17 protein-coding genes are annotated in these 21,375 nt (G+C 69.5%); 12 read left to right on the top strand and 5 right to left on the bottom strand.

The window, feature by feature from the left end; genetic code table 11:
• Window positions 1–78 precede the first annotated feature (78 nt).
• Genes DA1_RS22430 through DA1_RS22440 form a run of 3 tightly spaced genes read left to right on the top strand, consistent with a single transcriptional unit; the run spans window position 79 to window position 1,828 of the window.
• Window positions 79–684 carry a DUF2325 domain-containing protein gene (locus DA1_RS22430; protein WP_034398686.1) on the top strand — a complete coding sequence of 202 codons (606 nt, stop codon included), beginning with the start codon at window positions 79–81 and terminating at the stop codon, window positions 682–684.
• Window positions 681–1,184, top strand: coding sequence for a ferric iron uptake transcriptional regulator (gene fur, locus DA1_RS22435; RefSeq protein ID WP_034394641.1), 504 nt, complete (start codon window positions 681–683; stop codon window positions 1,182–1,184). The genes DA1_RS22430 and fur overlap by 4 nt, the downstream gene beginning before the upstream one ends.
• Window positions 1,181–1,828, top strand: coding sequence for a nitroreductase family protein (locus DA1_RS22440; protein ID WP_034394639.1), 648 nt, complete (start codon window positions 1,181–1,183; stop codon window positions 1,826–1,828). Before fur ends, DA1_RS22440 begins: the two co-directional genes overlap by 4 nt.
• A gap of 67 nt (window positions 1,829–1,895) precedes the next feature.
• On the opposite strand, the gene DA1_RS22445 is transcribed toward DA1_RS22440, so the two are convergent.
• From DA1_RS22445 to DA1_RS22455, 3 genes are all read right to left on the bottom strand, one after another.
• Window positions 1,896–2,783 (bottom strand): class I SAM-dependent methyltransferase, encoded by an 888-nt coding sequence (locus DA1_RS22445; RefSeq protein WP_034394636.1) that lies wholly within the window; start codon window positions 2,781–2,783, stop codon window positions 1,896–1,898.
• A 147-nt stretch (window positions 2,784–2,930) separates the two neighbouring features.
• Window positions 2,931–3,257 carry an isochorismatase family protein gene (locus DA1_RS22450; protein WP_501037394.1) on the bottom strand — a complete coding sequence of 109 codons (327 nt, stop codon included), beginning with the start codon at window positions 3,255–3,257 and terminating at the stop codon, window positions 2,931–2,933.
• Between the two features lie 21 nt (window positions 3,258–3,278).
• On the bottom strand, window positions 3,279–3,785 hold the full coding sequence (locus tag DA1_RS22455; RefSeq protein ID WP_012206033.1) for a hypothetical protein: 507 nt from the start codon (window positions 3,783–3,785) through the stop codon (window positions 3,279–3,281).
• Window positions 3,786–3,918: 133 nt separating this feature from the next.
• Here DA1_RS22455 and DA1_RS22460 point away from each other — a divergent pair, with 133 nt between their 5' ends.
• The 3 genes from DA1_RS22460 to DA1_RS22470 all read left to right on the top strand — a co-directional run bounded on the left by DA1_RS22460 (window position 3,919) and on the right by DA1_RS22470 (window position 6,295).
• Window positions 3,919–4,281, top strand: a complete 363-nt coding sequence (locus DA1_RS22460) for a hypothetical protein (protein ID WP_012206032.1) — start codon at window positions 3,919–3,921, stop codon at window positions 4,279–4,281.
• Window positions 4,282–4,461: 180 nt separating this feature from the next.
• Entirely contained in the window at window positions 4,462–5,799 is a 1,338-nt protein-coding gene (locus tag DA1_RS22465; protein ID WP_034394633.1) for a hemolysin family protein, read from the top strand.
• A complete protein-coding gene (locus tag DA1_RS22470; protein ID WP_034398682.1) occupies window positions 5,786–6,295 on the top strand; it encodes a hypothetical protein in 510 nt (169 codons plus the stop codon). The genes DA1_RS22465 and DA1_RS22470 overlap by 14 nt, the downstream gene beginning before the upstream one ends.
• A 142-nt stretch (window positions 6,296–6,437) precedes the next feature.
• On the opposite strand, the gene azu is transcribed toward DA1_RS22470, so the two are convergent.
• Window positions 6,438–6,893, bottom strand: a complete 456-nt coding sequence (gene azu, locus DA1_RS22475; RefSeq protein WP_034394630.1) for an azurin — start codon at window positions 6,891–6,893, stop codon at window positions 6,438–6,440.
• A 328-nt stretch (window positions 6,894–7,221) separates the two neighbouring features.
• On the opposite strand from azu, the gene DA1_RS22480 reads away from it, so the two are divergent.
• Window positions 7,222–7,512 carry a hypothetical protein gene (locus DA1_RS22480; RefSeq protein WP_034394627.1) on the top strand — a complete coding sequence of 97 codons (291 nt, stop codon included), beginning with the start codon at window positions 7,222–7,224 and terminating at the stop codon, window positions 7,510–7,512.
• Between the two features lie 43 nt (window positions 7,513–7,555).
• On the opposite strand, the gene DA1_RS22485 is transcribed toward DA1_RS22480, so the two are convergent.
• Window positions 7,556–8,266, bottom strand: coding sequence for an alanyl-tRNA editing protein (locus DA1_RS22485; protein ID WP_034394623.1), 711 nt, complete (start codon window positions 8,264–8,266; stop codon window positions 7,556–7,558).
• A gap of 595 nt (window positions 8,267–8,861) precedes the next feature.
• Between DA1_RS22485 and DA1_RS22490 the strand changes: the two genes are divergently transcribed.
• From DA1_RS22490 to DA1_RS22510, 5 genes are all read left to right on the top strand, one after another.
• The gene (locus DA1_RS22490) at window positions 8,862–11,804 is read left to right on the top strand and encodes a DUF4132 domain-containing protein (protein ID WP_034394620.1); all 2,943 of its coding nucleotides are present in this window, start codon (window positions 8,862–8,864) and stop codon (window positions 11,802–11,804) included.
• Between the two features lie 70 nt (window positions 11,805–11,874).
• Window positions 11,875–14,871, top strand: a complete 2,997-nt coding sequence (locus tag DA1_RS22495) for a DUF4132 domain-containing protein (protein ID WP_034394616.1) — start codon at window positions 11,875–11,877, stop codon at window positions 14,869–14,871.
• A 23-nt stretch (window positions 14,872–14,894) separates the two neighbouring features.
• A complete protein-coding gene (locus DA1_RS22500) occupies window positions 14,895–17,822 on the top strand; it encodes a DUF4132 domain-containing protein (protein ID WP_034394613.1) in 2,928 nt (975 codons plus the stop codon).
• Window positions 17,822–18,946, top strand: a complete 1,125-nt coding sequence (locus DA1_RS22505) for an ATP-binding protein (protein ID WP_034394609.1) — start codon at window positions 17,822–17,824, stop codon at window positions 18,944–18,946. Before DA1_RS22500 ends, DA1_RS22505 begins: the two co-directional genes overlap by 1 nt.
• Complete coding sequence (locus DA1_RS22510; RefSeq protein WP_034398681.1) at window positions 18,936–21,338, top strand: DUF5682 family protein; 2,403 nt, start codon at window positions 18,936–18,938, stop codon at window positions 21,336–21,338. The genes DA1_RS22505 and DA1_RS22510 overlap by 11 nt, the downstream gene beginning before the upstream one ends.
• Window positions 21,339–21,375: the final 37 nt, after the last annotated feature.

Raw genomic sequence — 21,375 nt, forward strand, 5'->3', positions numbered from 1 at the left:
CCGGCCCGTGCCGCACAGGGCCATGCGCAAAGGCCTTCGCGCGACCACCGCGCAATGCTCAGGTTTGCCGAGGAAACCATGACCCAGACCTTGGACGACATTCAGCAACTGGCGCATGAGCACCAGGTGTTGCTGCGTGGCTACGGCCACGCCCAGTTGCGCAGCAGCGAGCTGCTGTGCCTTCAAGCCCAGGAAATAGAGAGGCTGCAAAGGCTGGTGATCCGCCAGCGCGCTGCCTTGATGGCCAAGGAAACCCAGCTGCTGTGGGCGCGCGAGGAGCGCGAGGCGCTGGAAAATGCCATTCCCGGCCTCTCGCGCCGCGTCACGCTGGCACGGCGCGTGGAGTCGCTGCTGGTGCGCGTGCAGGACCTGTTGCGCGAGCGCGCACGCTGGCAGCGCCAGACGGCCGCGCCCGCGGCACAGCCCGCCATGCCTGCGCGGGAGCCCGAACAGGACGCCGAGGCCTTCGAGGCCAGCCTGCGCGAGGCCGATCTGGTGATCTGCCAGACCGGCTGCCTGAGCCACGGCGAGTACTGGCGCATGCAGGACCATTGCCAGCGCACGGGCAAGACCTGCGTGCTGGTGGAGCAGCCCGATGCGCTGCGCATCGTCCGCATACACCGGGGTGCCGAAGGCGGCGACAACCCCGCCATGACACTGACACACGGAGACACCACCGCATGACACGCAGCAAGATGCCCCTGAGCCCGGGCGGCGAACCCGAACTGCGCAGCGTCGGCCTGAAGGCCACGCTGCCGCGCATGCAGGTATTGGAGATGTTTCGCCAGAGCGAGTCGCGTCACCTGCACGCCGAAGACGTGTTCCGCCTGCTGGCCGAGCGGCGTGCCGAGGTGGGCCTGGCCACCGTCTACCGCGTGCTGTCGCAGCTGGAGGCCGCAGGCCTGCTGCTGCGCCAGACCTTTGAAAGTGGCAAGGCGGTGTTCGAGCTCAATGAGGGGCCGCACCATGACCACCTGATCTGCCTGCAGTGCGGACGCGTGGATGAATTCAGCAACGACCACATCGAGGCGCTGCAGCACCAGGTGGCCCAGGCCCACGGCTACCGCCTGGCCGACCACCGCCTGGCCCTGTACGGCCATTGCGGCGCATGCTCGCAGCTGCCACCCGAATCACCGGCACAGCCCGTGCAGGCAAGACAGCCTGCGCTGCAGGACAACGAATGAGCACCAACGACAGATCCCTGACCCCCGAGCAGCGCGCCGCGCTGGACCTGCTGATGTCGCGCCAGTCACGCTGGCCGCTGCAGGAGCCGGCGCCCGGCCCTGGCGTGATCGACACCGTCATCGACGCGGCCTTGCGCGCCCCCGACCACGGCCAGCTGCGCCCCTGGCGCTTCGTGCTGGTGCAGGGCGATGCGCGCCATGCGCTGGGCGAGGTGTTCGTGCAGGCCGCCAAGGCGCGCGACCCCCAGGCCGACGTCGAGCGATTCCGCGCCAAGGCCCTGTCCGCCCCGCTGATCATTGCGCTGGGCGTGCACCTGCAGCCCGAGCACAAGGTGCCTGAAAGCGAGCAGCTGCTGGCCGGTGGCGCTGCCGCCATGAACATGCTCAACGCCCTGCACATCCTGGGCTTTGGCGGCTTCTGGGCCAGCGGCGCCAACAGCCACGATGCGCGCGTGCGCGAGGCCCTGGGATTCGAGCCCCATGACCGGCTCGTCGGCCTGCTGTATGTGGGCACGCCCGTCTCGGCCGGCCGCGAAGCCCTGCGGCCGCCGCGCAACCGCTTTGTGCGCGAATGGCAGCCCGGGCAAGACTTGGTGCAAGGCCTGGCCCTGGCCCTGTCCTCCAGCGCGGCCGACGAAGGCTGATCCTGGTTCGCTGAAACAAAGATGCCCGGCTAGACCGGGCATCTTTCGTTGCGGCTGCACAATCGGCCTAAGCCGCCGTCTCGACCGACTTCAACTGGTAGATGGCATAGAAGTGCACGCCAAAGGTCCAGCGGAATGCCGGCCCCACCAGCGAGTAGGGCGGGCCGTAGCCTTCCATCACCTGGTGCGCGGCCACCAGCTGCAGGCGCGGATGGGCTTGCGCCAGATCGGCCTCGCGGCGCAGGCCCCAATGGAACTGGGCCTGGGTGAGCCGGACCGAGGGGTGCTGGCTTGCGCGCCCGGCGGCCAGCCAGCACATGGCGTCGAACACCAGTTCCGAACCCGGCGGGCTGCATTGCGCAAACGTGGTCCACAGCGCCTGTATCTGCTCTTTTTGCAGGTACATGGAAACGCCTTCGGCCATCATGAACACGGCAGGCCCTGACCTGTCGGCCGGCAGTCCCAGCCGCCGCCACCAGTCGGCGTCGGCCAGGTCGAATTCGCGGATCTCCTGGCGCTCCGATTGCCAGGGCAGCAACTGCCTGCGCAGGGCTACCACCGGCCCCAGGTCCGCATCCGTCATGCGCATCTGCCCGTTGTCCAGCCATTGGAAATAGTCGCTGAGGCCGCAGCCCAGGTTCACCACATGGCCCTGCGGCTGGCGCCGGAGAAAGTCCTGCGCCAGCGCGCGAAAGCAGTGCGTGCGCGCCAGCACGCCGTAGATGCTCTGCCTGTCCTGAAGCCAGCGGCTGCCGTCGTCGCCCAGCTGGGTCAGCGTGTCCAAGGCGTGGGCGTCACTGACGGCCATGCCGGGAAACAGCCGGTCGCCCAGGGCGCGGGCGGTCAGCGGAATGCGCAGCGTCTCGCTGACGTCGGACAGTTTTTCCTGCCGGGGCGTGGAGGGCGGCGCATCGGTGAAAGCCGGGCCGGCCGACGGTGCAAGAGGTTCGGGCATTGCTCGCTCCTGTGGTGCGCTGCAGGCCAGCATGCCAGGCCTGCGCACGTCATGAACCAGTTAACGGGAATCATTCATATTGGTTTGATGCAAGGCTGCCACGGCACGACCCGCGACGCTGCCAGGGCCATCATGCGCGAAGTCCGTTCAGAACCGGCAGTCCGCAGTCTGCACCAGTTGCGCAAAGGCGCCGCCCAGCGTGCGGTTGTGGTGGCCGATGATGAGCTCGGCCTGCAGCAGCGGCGAATCGGTGGTGGTATGGGCATCCGCCACCAGCACCGGGCGAAAGCCCAGGCCGGCTGCGGCACGGCACGTGGTGTCCACGCAGAACTCGGTCTTCATGCCGGCGATGACCAGTTCGGCAATGCCGGCTTCGGCAAGCCAGGTGGCCAGGCCGGTGCCCTCGAAGCAGCTGGGCCCTGTCTTGTCGAAGACGCGGTCCCGCTGCGCATCGATGCCCAACTGCGGCAGCAGTTGCGTGAGCGGGCCTGGCCCTCACGACTTGTTGACCTTGTGGTCCTCGCCCTTGGCTTCTTCCATGGCCTCGGGCTCCAGCTCCTCGGCGGAGCGGTTGAGGTGGATGAAGGCGCCCCAGCCCAGCAGCAGGACGCCCACGGCGCTGACCAGGGCGGCGGGGTAGAGCAGGTGGGCGGGTTCTTCCTGCGTCTTGAAGGCAGCGACCAGTGCTTCCACGGCCAGCGCGACGACCAGCACCACCAGAAAGCGCGAGAGAAAGCGGCGCACGCGCGTGGGGCCGCTGATGTGGGCCTCGCGTATGACTTCCTCTTCGGTGATGGTCTGGGCGATCTGCAGTGCAACCACGCCGGAGGCCAGGATGCCCAGCGCCTCGACGATGCGCAGGCCCGATTCGCCATCCACGCCATGCGCCATGGCGTTCCAGCCCTTCAGGCCCGCGATCCAGAGCAGGGCCACGGCGGCCAGCGAAAACAGCAGCGCGATGAGGGCGTGCAACACGGTGAAAAGGGTATGGATGGCTTTCATGGCAGAGGGCGGAGAGTGGGCCGTGGCGCATGTTTCCACGGCTGCGGCGCGCCGCTTGTAGGAAGCGGCGAACAGCGGTGGACAGGCGGCCTGCCTGTCTGCGGGTCACGGGCATGGATAGAATCCGAGGACCATGTCCAGATGGTTCATCGCGGTTTTCTCCCTGCACTTCGTCGTCAGCGTGGCTTTGTCCACGCTGGGGCTTGCGCCATGGCGTGCCCTGCCGCACGAGCCATGCGAGCCGCCCGGTGTCCACCCGCGCGCCGCCTGCGCCGGCCCGGAACGCGCGGCGGCGCCGCGGGTGGACACGGTCTCCCTGCTCGATGACTTCGACCACGCGCTGATGGACGATCAGCAGGACCTCCCCGATGTCGTGCACGCCGTGGACGGCATGCCGGCACCCCGCCTGCAGGCCGGGCGCCACATCACCGCCAGCCTGCGCGAAGGCCCTTGGCGCAGCCTGGCCCCGCCCGACCGGCCTCCCCGGGCAGCCTGATCCCCCATTGCCGTTTTTCTGACCTGCAGTGCCCTGCGCCTGCGGTGCCTCTGCCGCTTCGGGACCCTGTCCTGAATGCCCGGCTGCCGGGCTGGCCCCTGGCTTTCCTTCTTCCCGGACCCATCGCCGCATGGGCCCTTTCTGCCGCAACTGCGGCTCCCGGTTCCCACAACACGTATCATGGAAATTGCCATACTTTTTGCGCTGATCCTGCTCAATGGCGTCTTCGCCATGTCCGAGATCGCGCTGGTGACGGCGCGCAAGGCGCGCCTGCAAAAACTCATAGACGAGGGCGATGCCGGCGCCGCCGCCGCCGCGCAGCTGGGGGCCGATCCCACGCGCTTTCTGTCCACCATCCAGATCGGCATCACCTCCATCGGCGTGCTCAACGGCATCGTCGGCGAGGCCGCGCTGGCCGCCCCGCTGGCCGAGTGGCTGCAGCGCATGGGCGTGCCCGCGCCCTATGGCGGCTACACGGCCACGGCGCTGGTGGTGGTGCTGATCACCTATTTCTCCATCGTCGTCGGTGAGCTGGTGCCCAAGCGCATCGGCCAGACCTACCCAGAGACCTTTGCGCGCCTGATCGCACGCCCAGTCAACTGGCTGGCCCATCTGACCAAGCCCTTCGTGGTGCTGCTGTCCGTGTCCACCCATGCGCTGCTGCGCCTGCTGGGCGTCAAGGAAAACAGCGGCAGCGCCGTCACCGAGGAAGAGATCCACGCCATGCTGGCCGAAGGCACGACGGCCGGCGTCATCGAATCGCACGAGCACACCATGGTGCGCAACGTGTTCCGCCTTGATGACCGCCAGATCGGCTCGCTCATGGTGCCGCGCAGCGACGTGGTCTGCCTGGATGCGGATGCGCCGTTCGAGGACAACCTGCGCGTGATCGAGCAGTCCGACCACGCGCGCTTTCCCGTGGTGCGCGGCGGCATGGACTCCATCATCGGCGTGCTCAATGCGCGCCAGTGGCTGTCGCGCGCGCTGCAGGGCAAGGAGCAGGGCCTGACCGACCAGCCCATGCAGACCGCGCTCTATGTGCCCGAGACCATCACCGGCATGGAACTGCTGGAGAGCTTTCGCCTGTCCGACGTGCACATGGCCTTCGTGATCGACGAGTACGGCGAGGTCCAGGGCATCGTCACTCTGCAGGACCTGGTGGAAGCCATCACGGGCGAATTCCAGCCCCGCGATCCGCGCAACTCCTGGGCGCTGCAGCGCGAGGACGGCAGCTGGCTGCTGGACGGCCACATCCCCGTGCCCGAACTCAAGGACCGGCTGGAGCTGGCCACCGTGCCCGAGGAAGAGCGCGGCCGCTACCACACGCTGGCCGGCATGGTCATGCTGCTCACGGGCCGGCTGCCGCGTGTCACCGACACCGTGCAATGGGAAGGCTGGCGCTTCGAGGTGGTGGACATGGACGGCAAGGCCATCGACAAGGTGCTGGCCATGCGCGTGGACGTGTCGCTGCAGGTGCCGGGTGGTGAAGACGGCGGTGCGGCCCATGCCGCGCGCTGAACGCCGGGGCCCGCGCGGCGCATGGAAACTGCTGGCATGCGCGGCGGCCGTGGTCTTCATGGCCGCCTGCCTGGACGGCGTGCAGGGCTACCCGCAACAGCAGGCGCCCATCATCAGCCCCTACGACATGACCCAGGAGCAGCGGCTTGCCGAAATGAACGTCATGGGCGCGGCCGGCCATGCCGACCATCGCTGGACCTACGAACTGCGCCCCGGCTGCGTGCTGCGCGTGGACCTGGACGGCCCGCAGGGCCCCAGGCCTTCGCATGACATCGCGCTGCTGGGCAGCGTGGTGGCCGTCACGGCCCAGCGCGAACGCGGCAGTTTCCGCGTGGAGCTGCAGCCCGGCGACGGCCTGCAGGCCGCGCGCTCCCTGGTGCTGGAAAGCGCCAAATGGGCCGACGCCAGCTGGACCCAGCTGCTGCTGCGCCTGATGCAAAAGGGCTGCGTGGAAATGCAGGGCCGCTCGCATGGCAGGGCCGCAAGCCGGCACTGACACTGGCGTTGAAGGCGGCATCGCCATGGCACGGAGCGCGGCAGGCAAGCCGCTTTGCGCGCCCTTGAAAACAAAAGGCGGCACCGAAGTGCCGCCGGTTTGAACGCGGGACGAGAGCCCCGCGCCAAGGCAGATCGCCGGCTTACTTGGCCAGCGTCAGCGTGCCCTTCATCAGAGCGGAGTGGCCGGGGAACGAGCAAAAGTAGCTGTAGGCCTCGCCGGCCTTCAGGGCAGCGGTGGAGAAGGTCACGGAGTCGGTCTCGCCGCCGCCGATCACCTTGGTGTGGGCGATCACGCGGGCATCCTTTTCCTTCACGAAGTCCTTGGCCGCACCAGCGGCGATGCCGTCATTGGCCACGGGCTGCAGGTCGGCCGTCTTGCTCAGCACCCAGTTGTGGCCCATGGCCGTCTTGGGCAGCTTGCCCACATGCTTGAGCTTGACCGTGAACTGCTTGCAGCTGGCGGGCACGCTGATGGTGGGCTTGTTGAATTGCATGGCGTCGTTGCCTTCGATCTCGACGGCGCAGTCGGCGGCCCAGGCGGGAGCGGTCGCGGACACGGCCAGAACCAGGAAGACGGATTTCCATTGCATTGCCATTGTTTTCTCCTTGAAAAGCGGGTGAGGTGGCTGGCATCCGAGGGCCATGGACCGGCAGGCGGTCTGTCGCCATGGATGCCTTGTATGGCTGCCCCAAGCATAGACAGGATCGGGGGCGGCAGGTTGATTTGAATCAAGTCAAAAGAGTTCGAAGACTTGCGCTTGGAGCATGCGGTATGGCGTCGCGCATGCAGGGCATGCATTCGGGCTGCCGCAGGAAAACGGTTTTGCCGCCCGTGGTCTTTTGGCGACGGGCAACCCCACAGCTCGCATGCCTCTACTCACGTCAGTCACATTTGGGTACGATTGCGGGAAATAGAGGGAATGTATGAGATTGCTTGTTTTCATAGGCTCGATCATCGGCGCCATCTTTCTGCTGACGGCGTTCTTCGTCGACAGCTCCCATCAACAGGCGGCGCTGGCGGCCATGGCCTGCGCCAGCGTCCTCATTCCCTATGTGCTGTTCAGATTGCACTCGATCGCCGTCGAGCATGACCAGCTCGACCAGATCCTGCAACTGGTGCGAAAGTCCGGCAGCCAGGGCGAGGGGCTGGCACAGGGAGGCGATGGGCTCCCTGAGGCGAGCGAGCCTGTGGCGCCCAGGTCCTGGATGTCCTGAGGCCTGGCATCAACAGGTCTGGCATCAACAGGTCTGGGAGGTGTCAGGCGAACTGCACCACCACGCGCCGGTTGGTGCGGCTTTTCTTCTCGATCTTGGTGACGGCCACCGTGCCGATCTCGGCCGTGCTGCGCACATGCGTGCCGCCGCAGGGCTGGCGGTCCAGGCCGGGGATGTCGATGATGCGGATCGTCGCCGTGCCGCCTGGGGGCGCTGCGCCTGCGGTGCGCACCAGGTCGGGCTGGGCGGCCAACTGCTCGGGCGTGATGCGGTCCACGTTCACCGCATGGCTGGCGGTGATCAGGGCGTTCAGGCGCTCCGTCAGATCGGTCTTGTCCAGCGTGGACTCGGGCAGATCGAAATCCAGGCGCGCCGAGTCGGGCGAGATGCTGCAGCCCGTCACGGGCACAGGCACCAGCACGCCCAGCAGGTGCAGGCAGGTGTGCAGGCGCATCAGCCGGTGGCGCCTGTCCCAGTCGATCACCACCTGGACACGTTCACCCACCTGAGGCGGGGCATCGGTCTGCAGCACATGCAGGATGCGCTGCCGGTCATCGGCATAGACGGTGTCGATCAGGGCCAGGCTGCGGCCATCGGCCAGGGTCAGCGTGCCGGTGTCGCCGGCCTGGCCGCCGCTGCGGGCATAGCAGACCGTGGCGTCCAGCTCGATGCCCTCGGGGCTGACGGCCGTCACGGTGGCTTCGCAGCGGTCCAGGTAGGCGTCGTCATCAAAGAACTTGTGCGTCTGGGGCATGGGGTGTCTCCGGTGTCCTGGTTCTTGGGTTAGGGGCTTCAGCGCAGGGCGCACAGACCCTGGGCGGTTTCCATCTGGGGATCTGAGGGGCGTGGGAGCCGCCGGCCCGGGGTGCAATGCCCCGAAGGTCGGCCGCATGTCGGGCGCATGCCGGGCGCCGCGGTCCAGGCCGGCTGCGGCGGCGATGAGATGGTCAGGCTCCCGTGTCACGGCGCGTGTCATGTCGCGGTCCATGGTATCGGCTGCATGGCGGGGCCGGGCAGTACGCCTGGGCGAAAAGTCCCCAGTACAGTCCATGGCCCGCAGCGGTGGCAGTCGCCTGCTTGACAGCCTGTCAAGTGGCGGTGCCCGCGACCTGACAAGATCGGCGCCCGCACCGCGTGCGTGCCGGGGAACAATGGCGTGGCCGTTGCGGATGGCGCTACAGATTTTTCCAAAGCTGACGACATACGCAGGGCATGAATCTGTGAGTTTTCCGAGGGACTGTCCGGATGGATCAAGAACTTTTGCTTCCGTCCGGTGCAGGCTCCACCCCCGTCTCCATCCCGGCAGGCCCTGGTTTGCGGCTGCCCACATTGTTCATCTCCTCATCCCCATGAGCACTACCGATCTTCACGCGGCTTCCCTGAGCGATCTCTATGACCGGCTGCATGAAAGCCTCAGCGACGAGGCCTTTGCCGCCGAACTCGACGCCCGCCTGCATGACGGGCGGGCTGACGAGGTCCGCACCTTCCTGCGCGGCTGCGAGGAGCGTTGTCTCAACATCCTGGGGCATCTGAGCGGCAGCGACGCACCCTGGTCGCGTGACGGCGATCGCTGGCTGGCCTTTGCGCGGCTCACCGTGCCGCGCGGCCATGTGCTGTCGGGCCGCAGCGAGGAGCTGACCAATGCCCATGTGGCTGCCGAAGTGCGCGTGCTGGCCGAGCAATGGCTGGCCCACGCCCGCAGCGCCGACCTGCCTGTGTACAAGGGCATAGGCCTGGTGCTCGGCAGCCTGCTGCCCTGGCTCAGCTATCCCGGCATGCCCTATGACGAGGTGACGTCCACGCTGGACTGGGCGCTGGCGCTGCGCGAGGAGGCCGGGTTCCGCCGCAGCCATGAGTACCACGCGGCCTGGAAGCCCCTGGTCGCCCAGCTGAACGATGCCGACCTGCTGCGCTACGCCGCAGTGGGCGGCAAGCTGTTCGACGATGTGCTGGACCACTACCGCAACGAGCGCCAGCCCGGGCAGCCCAAGGGCCAGGGCTGGAAGGACTGGCTGCCTTTCTTTGCCGAGCATCCCCAGCTCTTCGACAAATCCTACATAGATGATCCCGACCTGATCGGGCAGCGCTGGGCCAGTGCCGGCGCGCCCCGGCGAGAGGAACTGGCCGCGCTGCTGCTCAGCCAATTGACCTACTCCCAGCGTGCCGAGCGGACGAGCGCATTGCAATTGCTGGACCGCCTCGTGGCCGAGGATTCCGCGCCCTTTGCCAAGCAGCTGCGTGAGAACGGCCGCTACCAGATCAGCCTGGCGCTGGCCATGCATGTCATGAAGCAGGACGATGCCGCCTTGCTGCCCCTGCTGCTGCCCGCCATGGCCCAGCGCTGCGACCGCGAGGACGAGCTGCGCCGCTACCGCAGCGTGATCCGCGAACTGGTGACCCGCCGCCCGGCCGATCTGGCCGAGGTGCCTGTCAAGGACCTGGTCAATGTGCTGCCCGCGTTCGACACCGCCAGCCTGAAGGCCACGCTGCCCACCTTGACCCCGCTCATCGCAGGCAGCAGCGCAAAGGGCCTGCGCGCCGCCATGGCCGGTCTGGCCGCCCATATTCCGCTGGCCAGCTTGGTGGATGCCGGCTGGCTGAACAAGCCGCCCAAGAACCTGCTGCTGACCTGCCGCGACGTGCTGCTGGCCCACCCCGACCCCGCTGTCGGTCCCTTGCTGGCGCAGTTGCTGGCCGGCGGCAAGCTGGATGCGGCCTCGGCCAGCAGCGTGCAGCAGCGGCTGCAGCAGTTGGGCCTGACAGGGCAGGGCGCCTCGACATCGGATGAAAGCCAGGCAGATGCCGCATCGCCAGCGTCTGCCGCTGGCGGCGTGGATCTGCAAGCCCAGCTCGCCTCCATCAAGCGCCTGAGCGCGGCCATCAAGCCCTTCGATACGCCCGAGCTGCTGGCGCTGTGCGCGCCGCTGTCCGAACACGCGGCCCGCGTGCTGCTGCATGTGTCTGCCATTGCCGAAGGCGGCCTGCCGCCGCTGGCCGGCGAGCTGCTGGCGCGCATTCCGGCCGACAACCGTGCCCGCCTGGCGCTGGCCCTGGTGCAGCAATGGATTGCTTCCGAGGGCGAGCCCAAGCAGCGCTGGGCGCTCAGGCTGCTGCCCGGCCATGCCGATGACCGCGTGGTCGATGCGCTGGTGTCCGCCGTCCAGGCCTGGAACCGCCCGCGCCTGCAGCGCGCGGCCGCCGCCGTGGAGCATCTGGGCGAGGTGGACAGCCTCTACGCTCTGCTGCGCGTGCAGGAGATCTCCGAGTCGCGCTCGCTCAAGGACCAGGTGCAGCGCACGGCGCGCATCGCCCTGCGCGCTGCCGCCGCGCGCCGCAAGATGAGCGTGCCCGAACTCTTCGACGAGCTGACGCCGGACTTCGGCCTGGGCCAGGGCCTGACGGTCACGGTCGGGCCGCAGAGCTACCGCGTGGAGCTGCAGGGCGATCTGAGCCTGCGCGTCATCAACGACAAAAACAAGGCCAGCAAGACCATTCCTGCGGTCAAGGACGAGGCGCTCAAGCCCGAATGGGAGGCGGCCACCGCGCAGCTCAAGACCCTGGCCACCAGCCTCAAGACCGTGGTCAAGCAGCAGGCGCCGCGCATGCTGGCGGCCCTGGTCAGCGGCAAGCGCTGGCCGCTGGATCGCTGGCAGCGGCTGTTCGTGGCCCACCCGTTGCTGCGCATCGTGGGGCGCAGCCTGATCTGGCGCGCCGAGGATGCGCCGGGCCTGGCGCGCACCAGCTTCCGCTTGGCCGAGGATTTCTCGCTGGTCGATGTGGAGGATGAAACCGTGACCCTGCCCGCTGGCTGCAGCATCAGCCTCTGGCACCCGGCCACGGCCCAGCCCGGCGAGCGCGAAGCCTGGCAGGCCTACATGGCCGACTATGAGCTGGAGCCCCTGGTCGACCAGCTGGGCGCCTGCGCCGAGCAGCCCGCGCCCGGCCAGTTCAAGAACGGCATGCTGCTGCCGCCCGCGCCGATCACGCTGGCGCAAGAGCAGCTTGGCGGCCTGCTCAAGAAATTCGGCTACCGGCCCGGCCCCGTGGGCGATGGCCCCAGCATCAATGAGCATGTGTGGCGCCTGCCCGCGCTGGAGCTGAGCCTGGAGTTGTCGCACGGCTATTTCCCGCCCTACCTGGACCTGGGCCTGCCCGTGGCCGTGGAAGGCCTGCGAGTGCACGACCTGAGCAAGGAATACGGGGCCAGCGCCGACCCGGCGCGGCTGCCCAAGCCGCTGCTGGCCACGCTGCAAGGCCAGTGGCTGGCCCTGGCGGCCAAGGCGGCTGCCTGAGCCTTTGTGAACCTTTGCTCCCTTGAAACGTTGGCCGCCCGACCGCCCATCACCGAAGACTCCACAGACCATGAGCAACAACGAGACAGCAGCGCTTCCCCTGCAGGCTTTGTACGAACTGCACACGGCCGCTCCGGCCGGGCGCGAGGGCATGCCGGCCTTTGCCGCCGAACTGGCAAAGCGCCTGGCCCAGGGGCGTGATGCCGAGGTGGCGGACTTCCTGCGCGACAGCAGCAGCCTGTGCCAGGAACGGCTGCACCAGCTGCCCGGCGAGCATGCGCCCTGGCAGCGCGACCACGCGCTGTGGCTGGCGCTGGCGCGCATCAGCCTTCCGCTGGGACAGTTCTATGGGGGCAACTCGGGCGTGCCCCGGCGCAGTGCCGAGCTGACCGCGGAGCTGACGGCACTGGCCCGCGCCTGGCTGGATGACTGGGGCACCCGCACCCACCAGCCCTGGAGATTGCGCGATGGCTACGACCTCGTGCTCAGGCAGGTGTTTGGCGTGCTGGGCCATGAAGGCATGTCCAGTGCCGAGGTCACCGGCCTGCTGCGCTGGGCGCGGGAACTGAGCGCAAAGGCCGGCATTGCGCCCGGCGCGCAGTACTACTGCCACTGGCAGCACCTGCTGCACCAGCTGCCCGAGCCCGAACTGCTGGCCATGGCCATCGAGGACGGCGGCGGCCAGCTCAGCCGCGACATCGTCCAACGCCAGCTGCCGCTGCAGCGCACGCGGCCTGCAGGGCAGCGCTGGGCGCTGTGGCGGGATTTTTTTGCGCAATTCCCCGCCGTGCTTGACCAGCTGCGCCTGCCCGAGCCCGTGCTGATTGCATCGCGCTGGGAGGCGGCCGATGCCGCGCGCCGCGACCTGCTGGCCCAGGACCTGTTCAAGGCCTTGTGCTTTGCCTCGGACGATGACTGGCCGCATGACCGTGCCCTGGTGGAGCGCATGCTGCAGACCGATGCCGCACCGCTGGTCGCCTGGTTCAAGCAACTGGGCCACCTGGCGATCAATCCCGTCGTGGCGCAGCGGCTGTGGGACGCCCGGTGGCCGGCCCTGCTGCCGCTGCTATTGCCGGCCTGCGCAGACGGCTGCAAGCACGAATCCGACCGCGCCGGCTACGCCCCGGTGGCCGAGACCCTGCTGGCCGATCGCCCTGGCGACCTGGCCCGGCTGGCCGCCGGCCCGCTCACGCACCTGCTGCCCGCGCTGCGCGTGGACACGCTTCAGCGGCTGCTGCCGCAACTGGGCAAGGCCGCCTCCAGCAGTGCCTCCAAGGGCTTGCGTGCGGCGCTGGCACAGGCCCTGTCTGCCTTGCCCGTGGATGCGCCCCAGGCCGCCGGCTGGCTGGCCAAGCCCAACAAGAACCTGGTGCTGGCCTACCGCGATGTGCTGGTGGCCCATTCTGATCCGGCGTCTGGCAGCCTGCTGTCGGCACTGCTGTCCGGTGGATTGCTGGAGGTGGCCGAGCAAGGCCCGGTGCAGGCGCGCCTGAAGGATCTGGGTGCCGCAGCCCCGGTTGCGGACGCAGCCAGGCCACCTGCCGGCGAGGTCGCTCCGGCAGGCAGCGATGGTGCCGGCTCCCTGGCAGATCTTGAAGCCCAGGCCGCCAGCCTGCAGCGCCTGTCGCCCGCCATTGCCGCGCTGGACCAGCCGGCGCTGCTGGACCTGCTCGCGCCCCTGTCGGCCCAGGCCGCGCGTGCGCTGCTGCACCTGGCGGCCACCAGCCCGCAGGAGCTGCCGGCGCTGGCCCACCACCTGCTGGCCCAGGCCAGCGCCGAGAATCGCGCGCGGCTGGCCCAGGCCCTGGTCCAGCACTGGGTGGCTGCCGATGGCGCGCCCGAATCGCGCTGGGTGCTCAAGCTGCTGCCCGGCGCGGCGGACGACCGCATCGTCGATGTGCTGTCCTCGGCCGCCCTGGCTTGGCACAAGACGCGCAAGGAGCGCGCCGTGGTCGCGCTGCAGCAGCTGGGCCGGCTCGACACGGTCTATGCCCTGTCCTGCGTGCAGGCCCTGGCCACCGGCAAGACGCTCAAGCCCAGCGTGCTGGCTGCCGCGCAGGCCGTGCTGGCCGAGGCCGCCACGCGGCGCGGCATGGTGCTGGCCGACCTCAGTGATGAGCTGACCCCGGACTTCGACCTGGGCCGGGGCGTGCAATTGCAAGTGGGCGCGCAGACCTATGACGTGCTGCTGCAGGGTGACCTGTCGCTGCGCCTGCGCACGCCGGCCGGCAAGCTGGTGCGCAGCCTGCCGGCCCTGGCCGACGAGGGCCTGCGCACGGAGTGGGATGCGGCCGCCGCGCGGCTCAAGACGCTGTCCAAAGGCATCAAGGCCGTGCTGCAGCAGCAGGCGCCACGCCTGCAGTCCTGCCTGATGCTGGGTCGGCACTGGCCGCTGGACACCTGGCGCCGCCTCTTCCTGGAGCACCCGCTGCTGCGCGTGGTGGCACAGGGCCTGGTCTGGCGGGTGGAGCCCGCGGCCGGCCAGCCGTTCAGCCTGCGCATTGCCGAAGACTTGTCCCTGGTCGATGCCGAGAGCGACGCGGTGCAACTGCCGGGCGAGGGCCGCATCGCCCTGTGGCACCCCGCGCAGGCCACCGAACAGGAGCGTGCGCAGTGGCGCGAATGCCTGGCCGACTACGGCCTCAAGGCCCTGATCGAGCAGGTCGATGCGCCCGCCGACCTGCCACTGGCCAGCCAGTGGCAGCATGAGCTGCTGCAGCCCCAGGCACCGATACGGCTCACGCAGCAGGCGCTGGACGGCCTGGCAGGCCCATGGCGCTTTCATGCCGGCCCTGTGTGCGATGGCCCCGGCATCTACCTGCACCTGCGGGACTTTGCCGTGCAGCGCTGGCGCGTGGAACTGCTGCACAGCGCGGCCATGCCGTACTACGAGCCCGGCCATGAAATCGACATCGAAGGCTTTGCCCTGCGCGACATGGCCGCCGACCGCCTGCTGCCCCCGGCCGAATGGCCGCTGCCGCTGCAGGCATCGCTGTGCGGCATGCTCCAGGCCCTGGCCTCGCGCGCTGCGGGCGCGGCAGCCGCAGCGGCTGCAGCCCAGGTTTGACTCCCTCCAGAACCCCTGAATCCATGACCTCTTCGACCCTAGAACACACCGACCAGGCCACGCTGGAGGAACTGAGCGCCTCGCTGCCACCCGCCGAACTGGTCCAGGTGCTGGCCAGCCGCATGCGCGCGGGCCGGCATGACGAAGTGGGCGCCTTCACGCGCAAGGCCTTCGACGACTATTCCAACCCCATCCGCGCCCTGGGCAACTTCGATCTGCCCTGGACCCATGACCATGACCTGTGGCTGGCCTTCGCGCGGCAGACCATCCCCTTCGGGCGCAGGATCGACGGCAGCCTGGACGGCGACATTCCACGCCACAGCCCCGAGCTTGCGGCCGAGTTCGAGCAGATGGCGCGCGCCAGCCTGGCCCGTCCACCTGCGCCGGACGGCGACAACGACTACCGTGAAATCCGCATCCTGGACATGTTCGGCTGGCTCTGGTACCCGGGCATCAGCCGCGAACGGGTGATGCAGCAGCTGGACTGGGCCGCAGAGCTGAACGTCCAGTCCGGCGCCAGGTATGACAGAACCGACTGGAAGCTGCTGCTGGGCAGCCTGGAAGACCAGGACCTGATGGAGCTGGCCGAGCGCGGCGGCGCGCTCTATGCCGACATCCGCGATGTCTACATGACGCGGCACAGCGACGTTCCGCACCCGCAGCGCTGCGCGCCCTGGTACGACTTCTACCGCCGCCATCCCGACTGGTTCGACGACAAGCCCATCAACGAAGACCCGGGCCTGATCGCGCTGCGCTGGGACCTGGGCGCCGACGCCCAGCGGCGCCTGGAACTGGTCAACCTGCTGCTGGGCAGGGCGGACCGCGAGCCGGCTGATTACTTCATCTCCATTTTCGACCGCCTGGTGCGGGAGGATGCCGCGCCCTTCGTCGCCTGGATCGAAGGATGGCAGCCCAAGTACCACTTCGATGCGGTGGTCGCCCGGCAGATCTGGACGGCACGCTACCCGGAGCTTTTGCCCCATCTGCTGCGCTGCATATTGCAGAAATCGCGCATTGAGCCCTTCATCGGCCTGCTCAACCAGATGCTGACCGAGCAGCCCGACTATCTGCGCGAGATTCCCACCGTGCGCCTGGCCCCGCTGCTGGCGCAGCTGGACCCGGCCATGCTGCATGCCCGGCTGCCCCTGCTGGGCGAACTGCTGGCGGCCAGCAGCTCGCGGGCGCTGCGCGAAGCGGTGGCGCGCTTCATGCAAGGGCTGGATGCGCAGGCCGTAGGCGCTGTCTTCGAGTCCAACGCCTGGCTGCAGCGGCGCGAGAAAGCGATGCAGCTGGCCTGCCGCGACATCCTGCTGGCCCACCCCGATCCCGGGGTCGCACCGCTGCTGCAGGCGCTGCTGCGCACGGGCCTGGACCTGGGCTCCGAAAGCATGGTCGAGGGCCGGCTGCTGGCCCTGGGTGTCTCAGTGCCAGGCGCTCTGACCGTGGCGCAGGGGGAGGGGGGCCGGGTCCCGCTCGATGCGCTGGAGGCCCGCGTGGCGCGCTTCAAGCGCTTTTCCAGCAGCATCAAGGCCTATGACCAGCCAGAGACCCTGGCCCTGTTCGCGCCGCTGTCCGGGCATGCGGCACGCACCGTGCTGCACCTGGTGGCCACGGCCGAGGAAGAACTGCCGCCGCTGGTGGAGCAGTTGCTGGCCCATGTGCCGGCCGAAAGCCGCGCCCAGCTGTCCCTGCACCTGGTCAATGCCTGGGTGGCCCTGGAGGGCGAGCCCAAGGCGCGCTGGGCGCTGCGCCTGGCCACCGGCCATATCGACGACCGCCTGGTGCAGACCCTGGTGGCCGCCGTGAAGGCCTGGGGCTGGAGCAAGAAGCTGCGCGCCATCATCGCCGTGGAGCAGCTCGGTGCGCTGGACACGCTGTACGCGCTGTCCCAGGTCCAGACCCTGTCCAGCTCGCGCAAGCTCAAGGATCTGGTGATTGAAGCCACGCATGACGCGCTCAAGGCGGCCGCCCAGCGCCGCGGCCTGAGCCTGATCGAGCTGTATGACGAGCTGACGCCCGATTTCGGCCTGGGCGGCGAAGGCCTGGTGCTGGAGGTGGGCCCGCAGCGCTACCGCCTGCAGCTGCAGGGCGACCTGAGCCTGCGCGTGGTCGGCGACAAGGGCAAGGCCTCCAAGACCCTGCCTGCGCTCAAGGACGAATCGCTGCGCCTGCAGTGGAATGCGGCCCAGGCCGAATTCAAGACCGTTGCCGCAGGCGTCAAGGCCATCGCCAAGCAGCAGGTGCCGCGCCTGGGTACCGCCTTCATGACGGGACAGCGCTGGTCCGTCCCGCGCTGGCGCAGATTGTTCCTGCTGCATCCCCTGCTGCGCATCGTGGGCCGCAGCCTGATTTGGCGGCTGGAGCAGGGCGCCAGCTTTCGCATTGCCGAGGACTTTTCCCTGCTCGACGCCACCGACGATGCCGTGGAGCTGCCCGACGACGCACAGGTGCTGCTCTGGCATCCGGTCGATGCCGCAGCGGGCGAGGTTGAAGCCTGGCGCACCTGCCTGGCCGACTACGAGCTGCAGCCGCTGATCGACCAGCTGAACGCAGGCGCACAACTGCCCGAAGCCGGGCAGTGGAAGAACCATGCCCTGCACCCCGCCGGCCCGCTGCAGATACGCCAGGGCGCGCTGTCCGGCCTGCTGGCCAAGTGGAACTACCGCCCCGGCCCCGTGGGGGACGGCCCCGGCATCTACGAGCACAAGCTGGACCTGGCAGGCCCGCAGCTGTACATCGAACTCCACCACGGGCGCTACCTGCCGTTCATGGACCTGGACAACCGCGTGGACATCACCCATGCCGTGGTCTATGACAGCAGCCACCGCGGCGACGATGGCCGCTGGCCCCGGCTGCAGCCGCAGCAGTGGCCGCGCGCACTGCAGGCCACGCTGATGGCGCAGTTCGCGGCCATCGCCGCCAAATCGGCCAGCACCAAAGAGAGCGACTGATGGCCACCAAACGCATTGCAGCGGCCACCCCGGAACCTGCCGCCCAGCGGCTGCCGGCCGAGATGGCCCACGCCCAGGAACTCGCGGCCCTGCAGGCCGCCGACCAGGGCCCGCGCCCCGACGGCTGGCGCCTGAGCCCGCGCTCCGTGCGGCGCTTCATCCTGGGCGGTGCGGAGCCTGACGGCGGCGGGCCTGCCATCGCGCGCAAGATCCACGGCAACGATGCCCTGGTCGAGCGCGCCATCGTCACCCTGGCCGGCCAGCGCGGCCTGATGCTGGTGGGCGAGCCGGGCACGGCCAAGTCCCTGTTGTCCGAGCTGCTGGCCGCCGCCATCAGCGGCGACAGCAAGCTCACCGTGCAGGGCGGTGCCGGCGTGGTGGAAGAGCAGATCCGCTACGGCTGGAACTACGCCCTGCTGCTGCGTGACGGCCCTGGCCCCGAAGCCCTGGTGCCCGGCCCGCTGCACCGCGCCATGGGGGAAGGGCGGCTGCTGCGTTTCGAGGAAATCACGCGCTGCTCCACCGAAGTGCAGGACTGCATGGTGCCCGTGCTCTCCGAGCGGCTGCTGCAGATTCCCGAACTCAAGCACGAGCAGCCCTGGCTGCTGGCACGGCCGGGCTTCAATGTGATTGCCACGGCCAACCTGCGCGATCGCGGCGTCAACGAGATGTCGGCCGCGCTCAAGCGCCGCTTCAACTTCGAGACCATGCGCCCGCTCGAAGGCGTGGCCGCGCAGGCCGCATTGATAGGGCAGGAGGTGGGCCGCGCACTGGCGCAGCAGCGCATCGGCACCACCGTCGCGCCCGATGTGCTGGCCCTGCTGGCCACGGCCTTCCAGGAGCTGCGCAGCGGCAGCGTTGAGGGCACGGCCGTGGAGCGGCCGGGCACCGTGCTGTCCACGGCCGAGGCCATCGACGTGGCCTTCAACGCCGCCTGCCAGTGCTGGTACTTCGGGCAGGAGCAGGTGGGTCCGGCCCACCTGGCGCGCCACCTGCTGGGCACGGTGATCAAGGACGACGACGAGGACCGGCGCCGTTTCGCCGAATACCTGCGCGTGGTGGCACGCCAGCGCGCAGGGCAGCCGCAGTGGCAGGACTTTGTCGCAGGCGGCCGTGAGCACTGACGCTGCCGCGTGGCTGGCGCCGCTGCCGCAGCTGCGCCTGGTGCCCGTGCGCCACCACAGCCCGCGCTGCGCCCACCACCTGCGCGCGCTGATGCGCGAGTTCAAGCCCACCCACGTGCTGATCGAAGGCCCGGGCGAGCTCGATGCCCTGCTGCCCGCGCTGCAGCACGCCCAGGCGCGTCCCCCGCTGGCCGCCTACCTGCATGCGGCCATGGCCGGGCCCGGCGCGGCCGAGCAAGACTGGCGCTGCCGTTGCTACGTGCCCTTTGCCGCCTTCTCGCCCGAATGGGTGGCCCTGCGCGAGGCGGCGCGGCTGCGCAGCGCCGTGCGCTTCATCGACCTGCCCTATGCCGACAGGCTGGCGCAGGCCGCGCAGCTGGACTACTTCGCCTGCGCGCCCGAACCCCTGCTGGCCGACGAGCCCGCACGGCGCGCGCCCGACGTGCTGGCCGGCCTCATCCAGGCCAGCGGCTGCCGCGATTTCGACGAATGGTGGGACCGGCATTACGAATCTGGCAACGAGGACGCCTCGCCCCAGGCGTACTTTGCCGGCGTGCTGGCCTTCAGCCAGCTGCTGCGCGAGCGCGAGCAGGGCGCGGGCGGCAGCGGCATGGATGCCGAGGACGTGGCGCGCGAGGCCCACATGGCCGCTCAGGTCAGCGCGGCCCTGGCCGAAGGCGGGCGCTGCCTGGTGGTCTGCGGCGGCTTCCATGTGCCCGGCATCGTTGCCGGCCTCTCGGCCCCCGCCTGGCCTGCGGACGCCAGGCCCGCCATCGATGTAGGCGTGCACCTCATTGCCTACACGCTGCAGCGGCTGGAGCGCGCCGGCGGCTACGCGGCCGGCATGCCCATGCCTGGCTACTACCAGGGCGTATGGCAGGCGCTGGAACAGGGCGCTTCGCAACCCGATGCCCAGGCCTGGCCCGAGATGGCGGCACGCACCGTGAACAGCCTGCGCGCCCGGGGCATGCCCGCCAGCCTGCCTGAGGCGGCCGAGGCCGTGCGCCTGGCCCATGGTCTGGCCGCCTTGCGCGCCTGCCGCGGCGGCCGGGCCGAGCTGCTGGAAGCGCTGGACAGCGCCGTGTTCAAGGAGCATGCCCAGGCCCTGCGACCGCAGCCTATGGTGCAGCAGACCGGGCAGCAGACTGCTCAATGGCTGCTGGACGCCGACGACTACGGCCAGCTGCCACCCAACGCGCCGGCCGCCCCGCTGCTGGTCGATGTGCAGGCCTTCTGCCTGCGACACCGTCTGCCCGTGCGGCCCGCCGCCCCCGTGCGCAAGGAGCTGGACATCTACCGCAGCGCCCGCCACCGCCGGCTGTCGCAGGGGCTGCACCGCCTGTGCTACCTGGGCGTGCCCTATGCGCAGCGCCTGGCCGGGCCGGACTTCGTGGCGGGCACGGGCCTGGCGCGTGTGCGCGAGGTCTGGACGCTGGGCTGGCAGGTCGAGACCACGGTGGCCCTGACCGAGGCCATGTGTCACGGCTCCAGCCTGGAGGAAGCCGCGGTGCACCTGGTGCGCGAGCGCCTGGCGCAGACGGCCCACACGGAGCCCGCGCAGCGCGTGCTGGAGGTGCTGGTCATGGGGCTGGACGGCATCGCCCAACAGGTGCTGGACACCGTGCAGGCCTGGATGGAGCGCAGCCACGACGCGCTGGCCCTGGCCCGCGCCACGGGCTGCCTGGCCCTGGCCTACGAGGCCCGCCATGCGCTGGGCGGCGTGGGCCTGGCGCGCCTGCTCCCGCTGCTGCGGCGCTGCTTTGCGCAGGCCTGCCTGCGCCTGCCCTGGCTGGGCGAGGGCGATGCATCCCAGCAGGCACAGGCCCTGGATGCCCTGGCCGATCTGCACGGCATGGTCTGCCGCCACGCGCCCTGGGCCGACGCCGGCCTGTTCCACGATGCCTGTGCCGCCCTGCATGAGGCAGGCGCCGACAGCACGCCCGAGCCCGTGCGCGGCGCCACGGCCGGCATCCTGAGCATGGCCGGCCGCTGGCAGATCGCGCAGACCGATGCCGCCCTGCGCGCCATGCTGGGCCTGGCGCAGGTCGATGCTGCCGCCATGGGCGAATACCTGCAGGGCTTTGTGCGCGTGGCCAAGGGCTGGCTGCTCAGCCATCCGCCGCTGCTGCGCCTGCTCAGTGACGGCATTGCGCACTGGCCGGAAGACGCCTTCCTGGCCGGCCTGCCCGCCTTGCGGCTGGCCTTTGCCCAGCTGACCCGTGCCGAACTGCGGCAGCTGGCCGGGCGGCTGGCGGGTCTGTCGGGCGCGGCCACGTCACCCGGCGCAACCACGCTGGCCTCCGTGCACCTGCCATCGGACGAGGCCCTGGCGCACGGCCGCGCCTTGGCGGCCCAGGTGGGCCGGCTGCTGCAACCCTGGGGACTGTCATGAGCCGGGAAGATCCGCCAATGCACGAACCGCCAATGCA

It is taken from the genome of Delftia acidovorans NBRC 14950 (genome assembly GCF_001598795.1).
GTDB lineage: Bacteria > Pseudomonadota > Gammaproteobacteria > Burkholderiales > Burkholderiaceae_C > Comamonas > Comamonas acidovorans.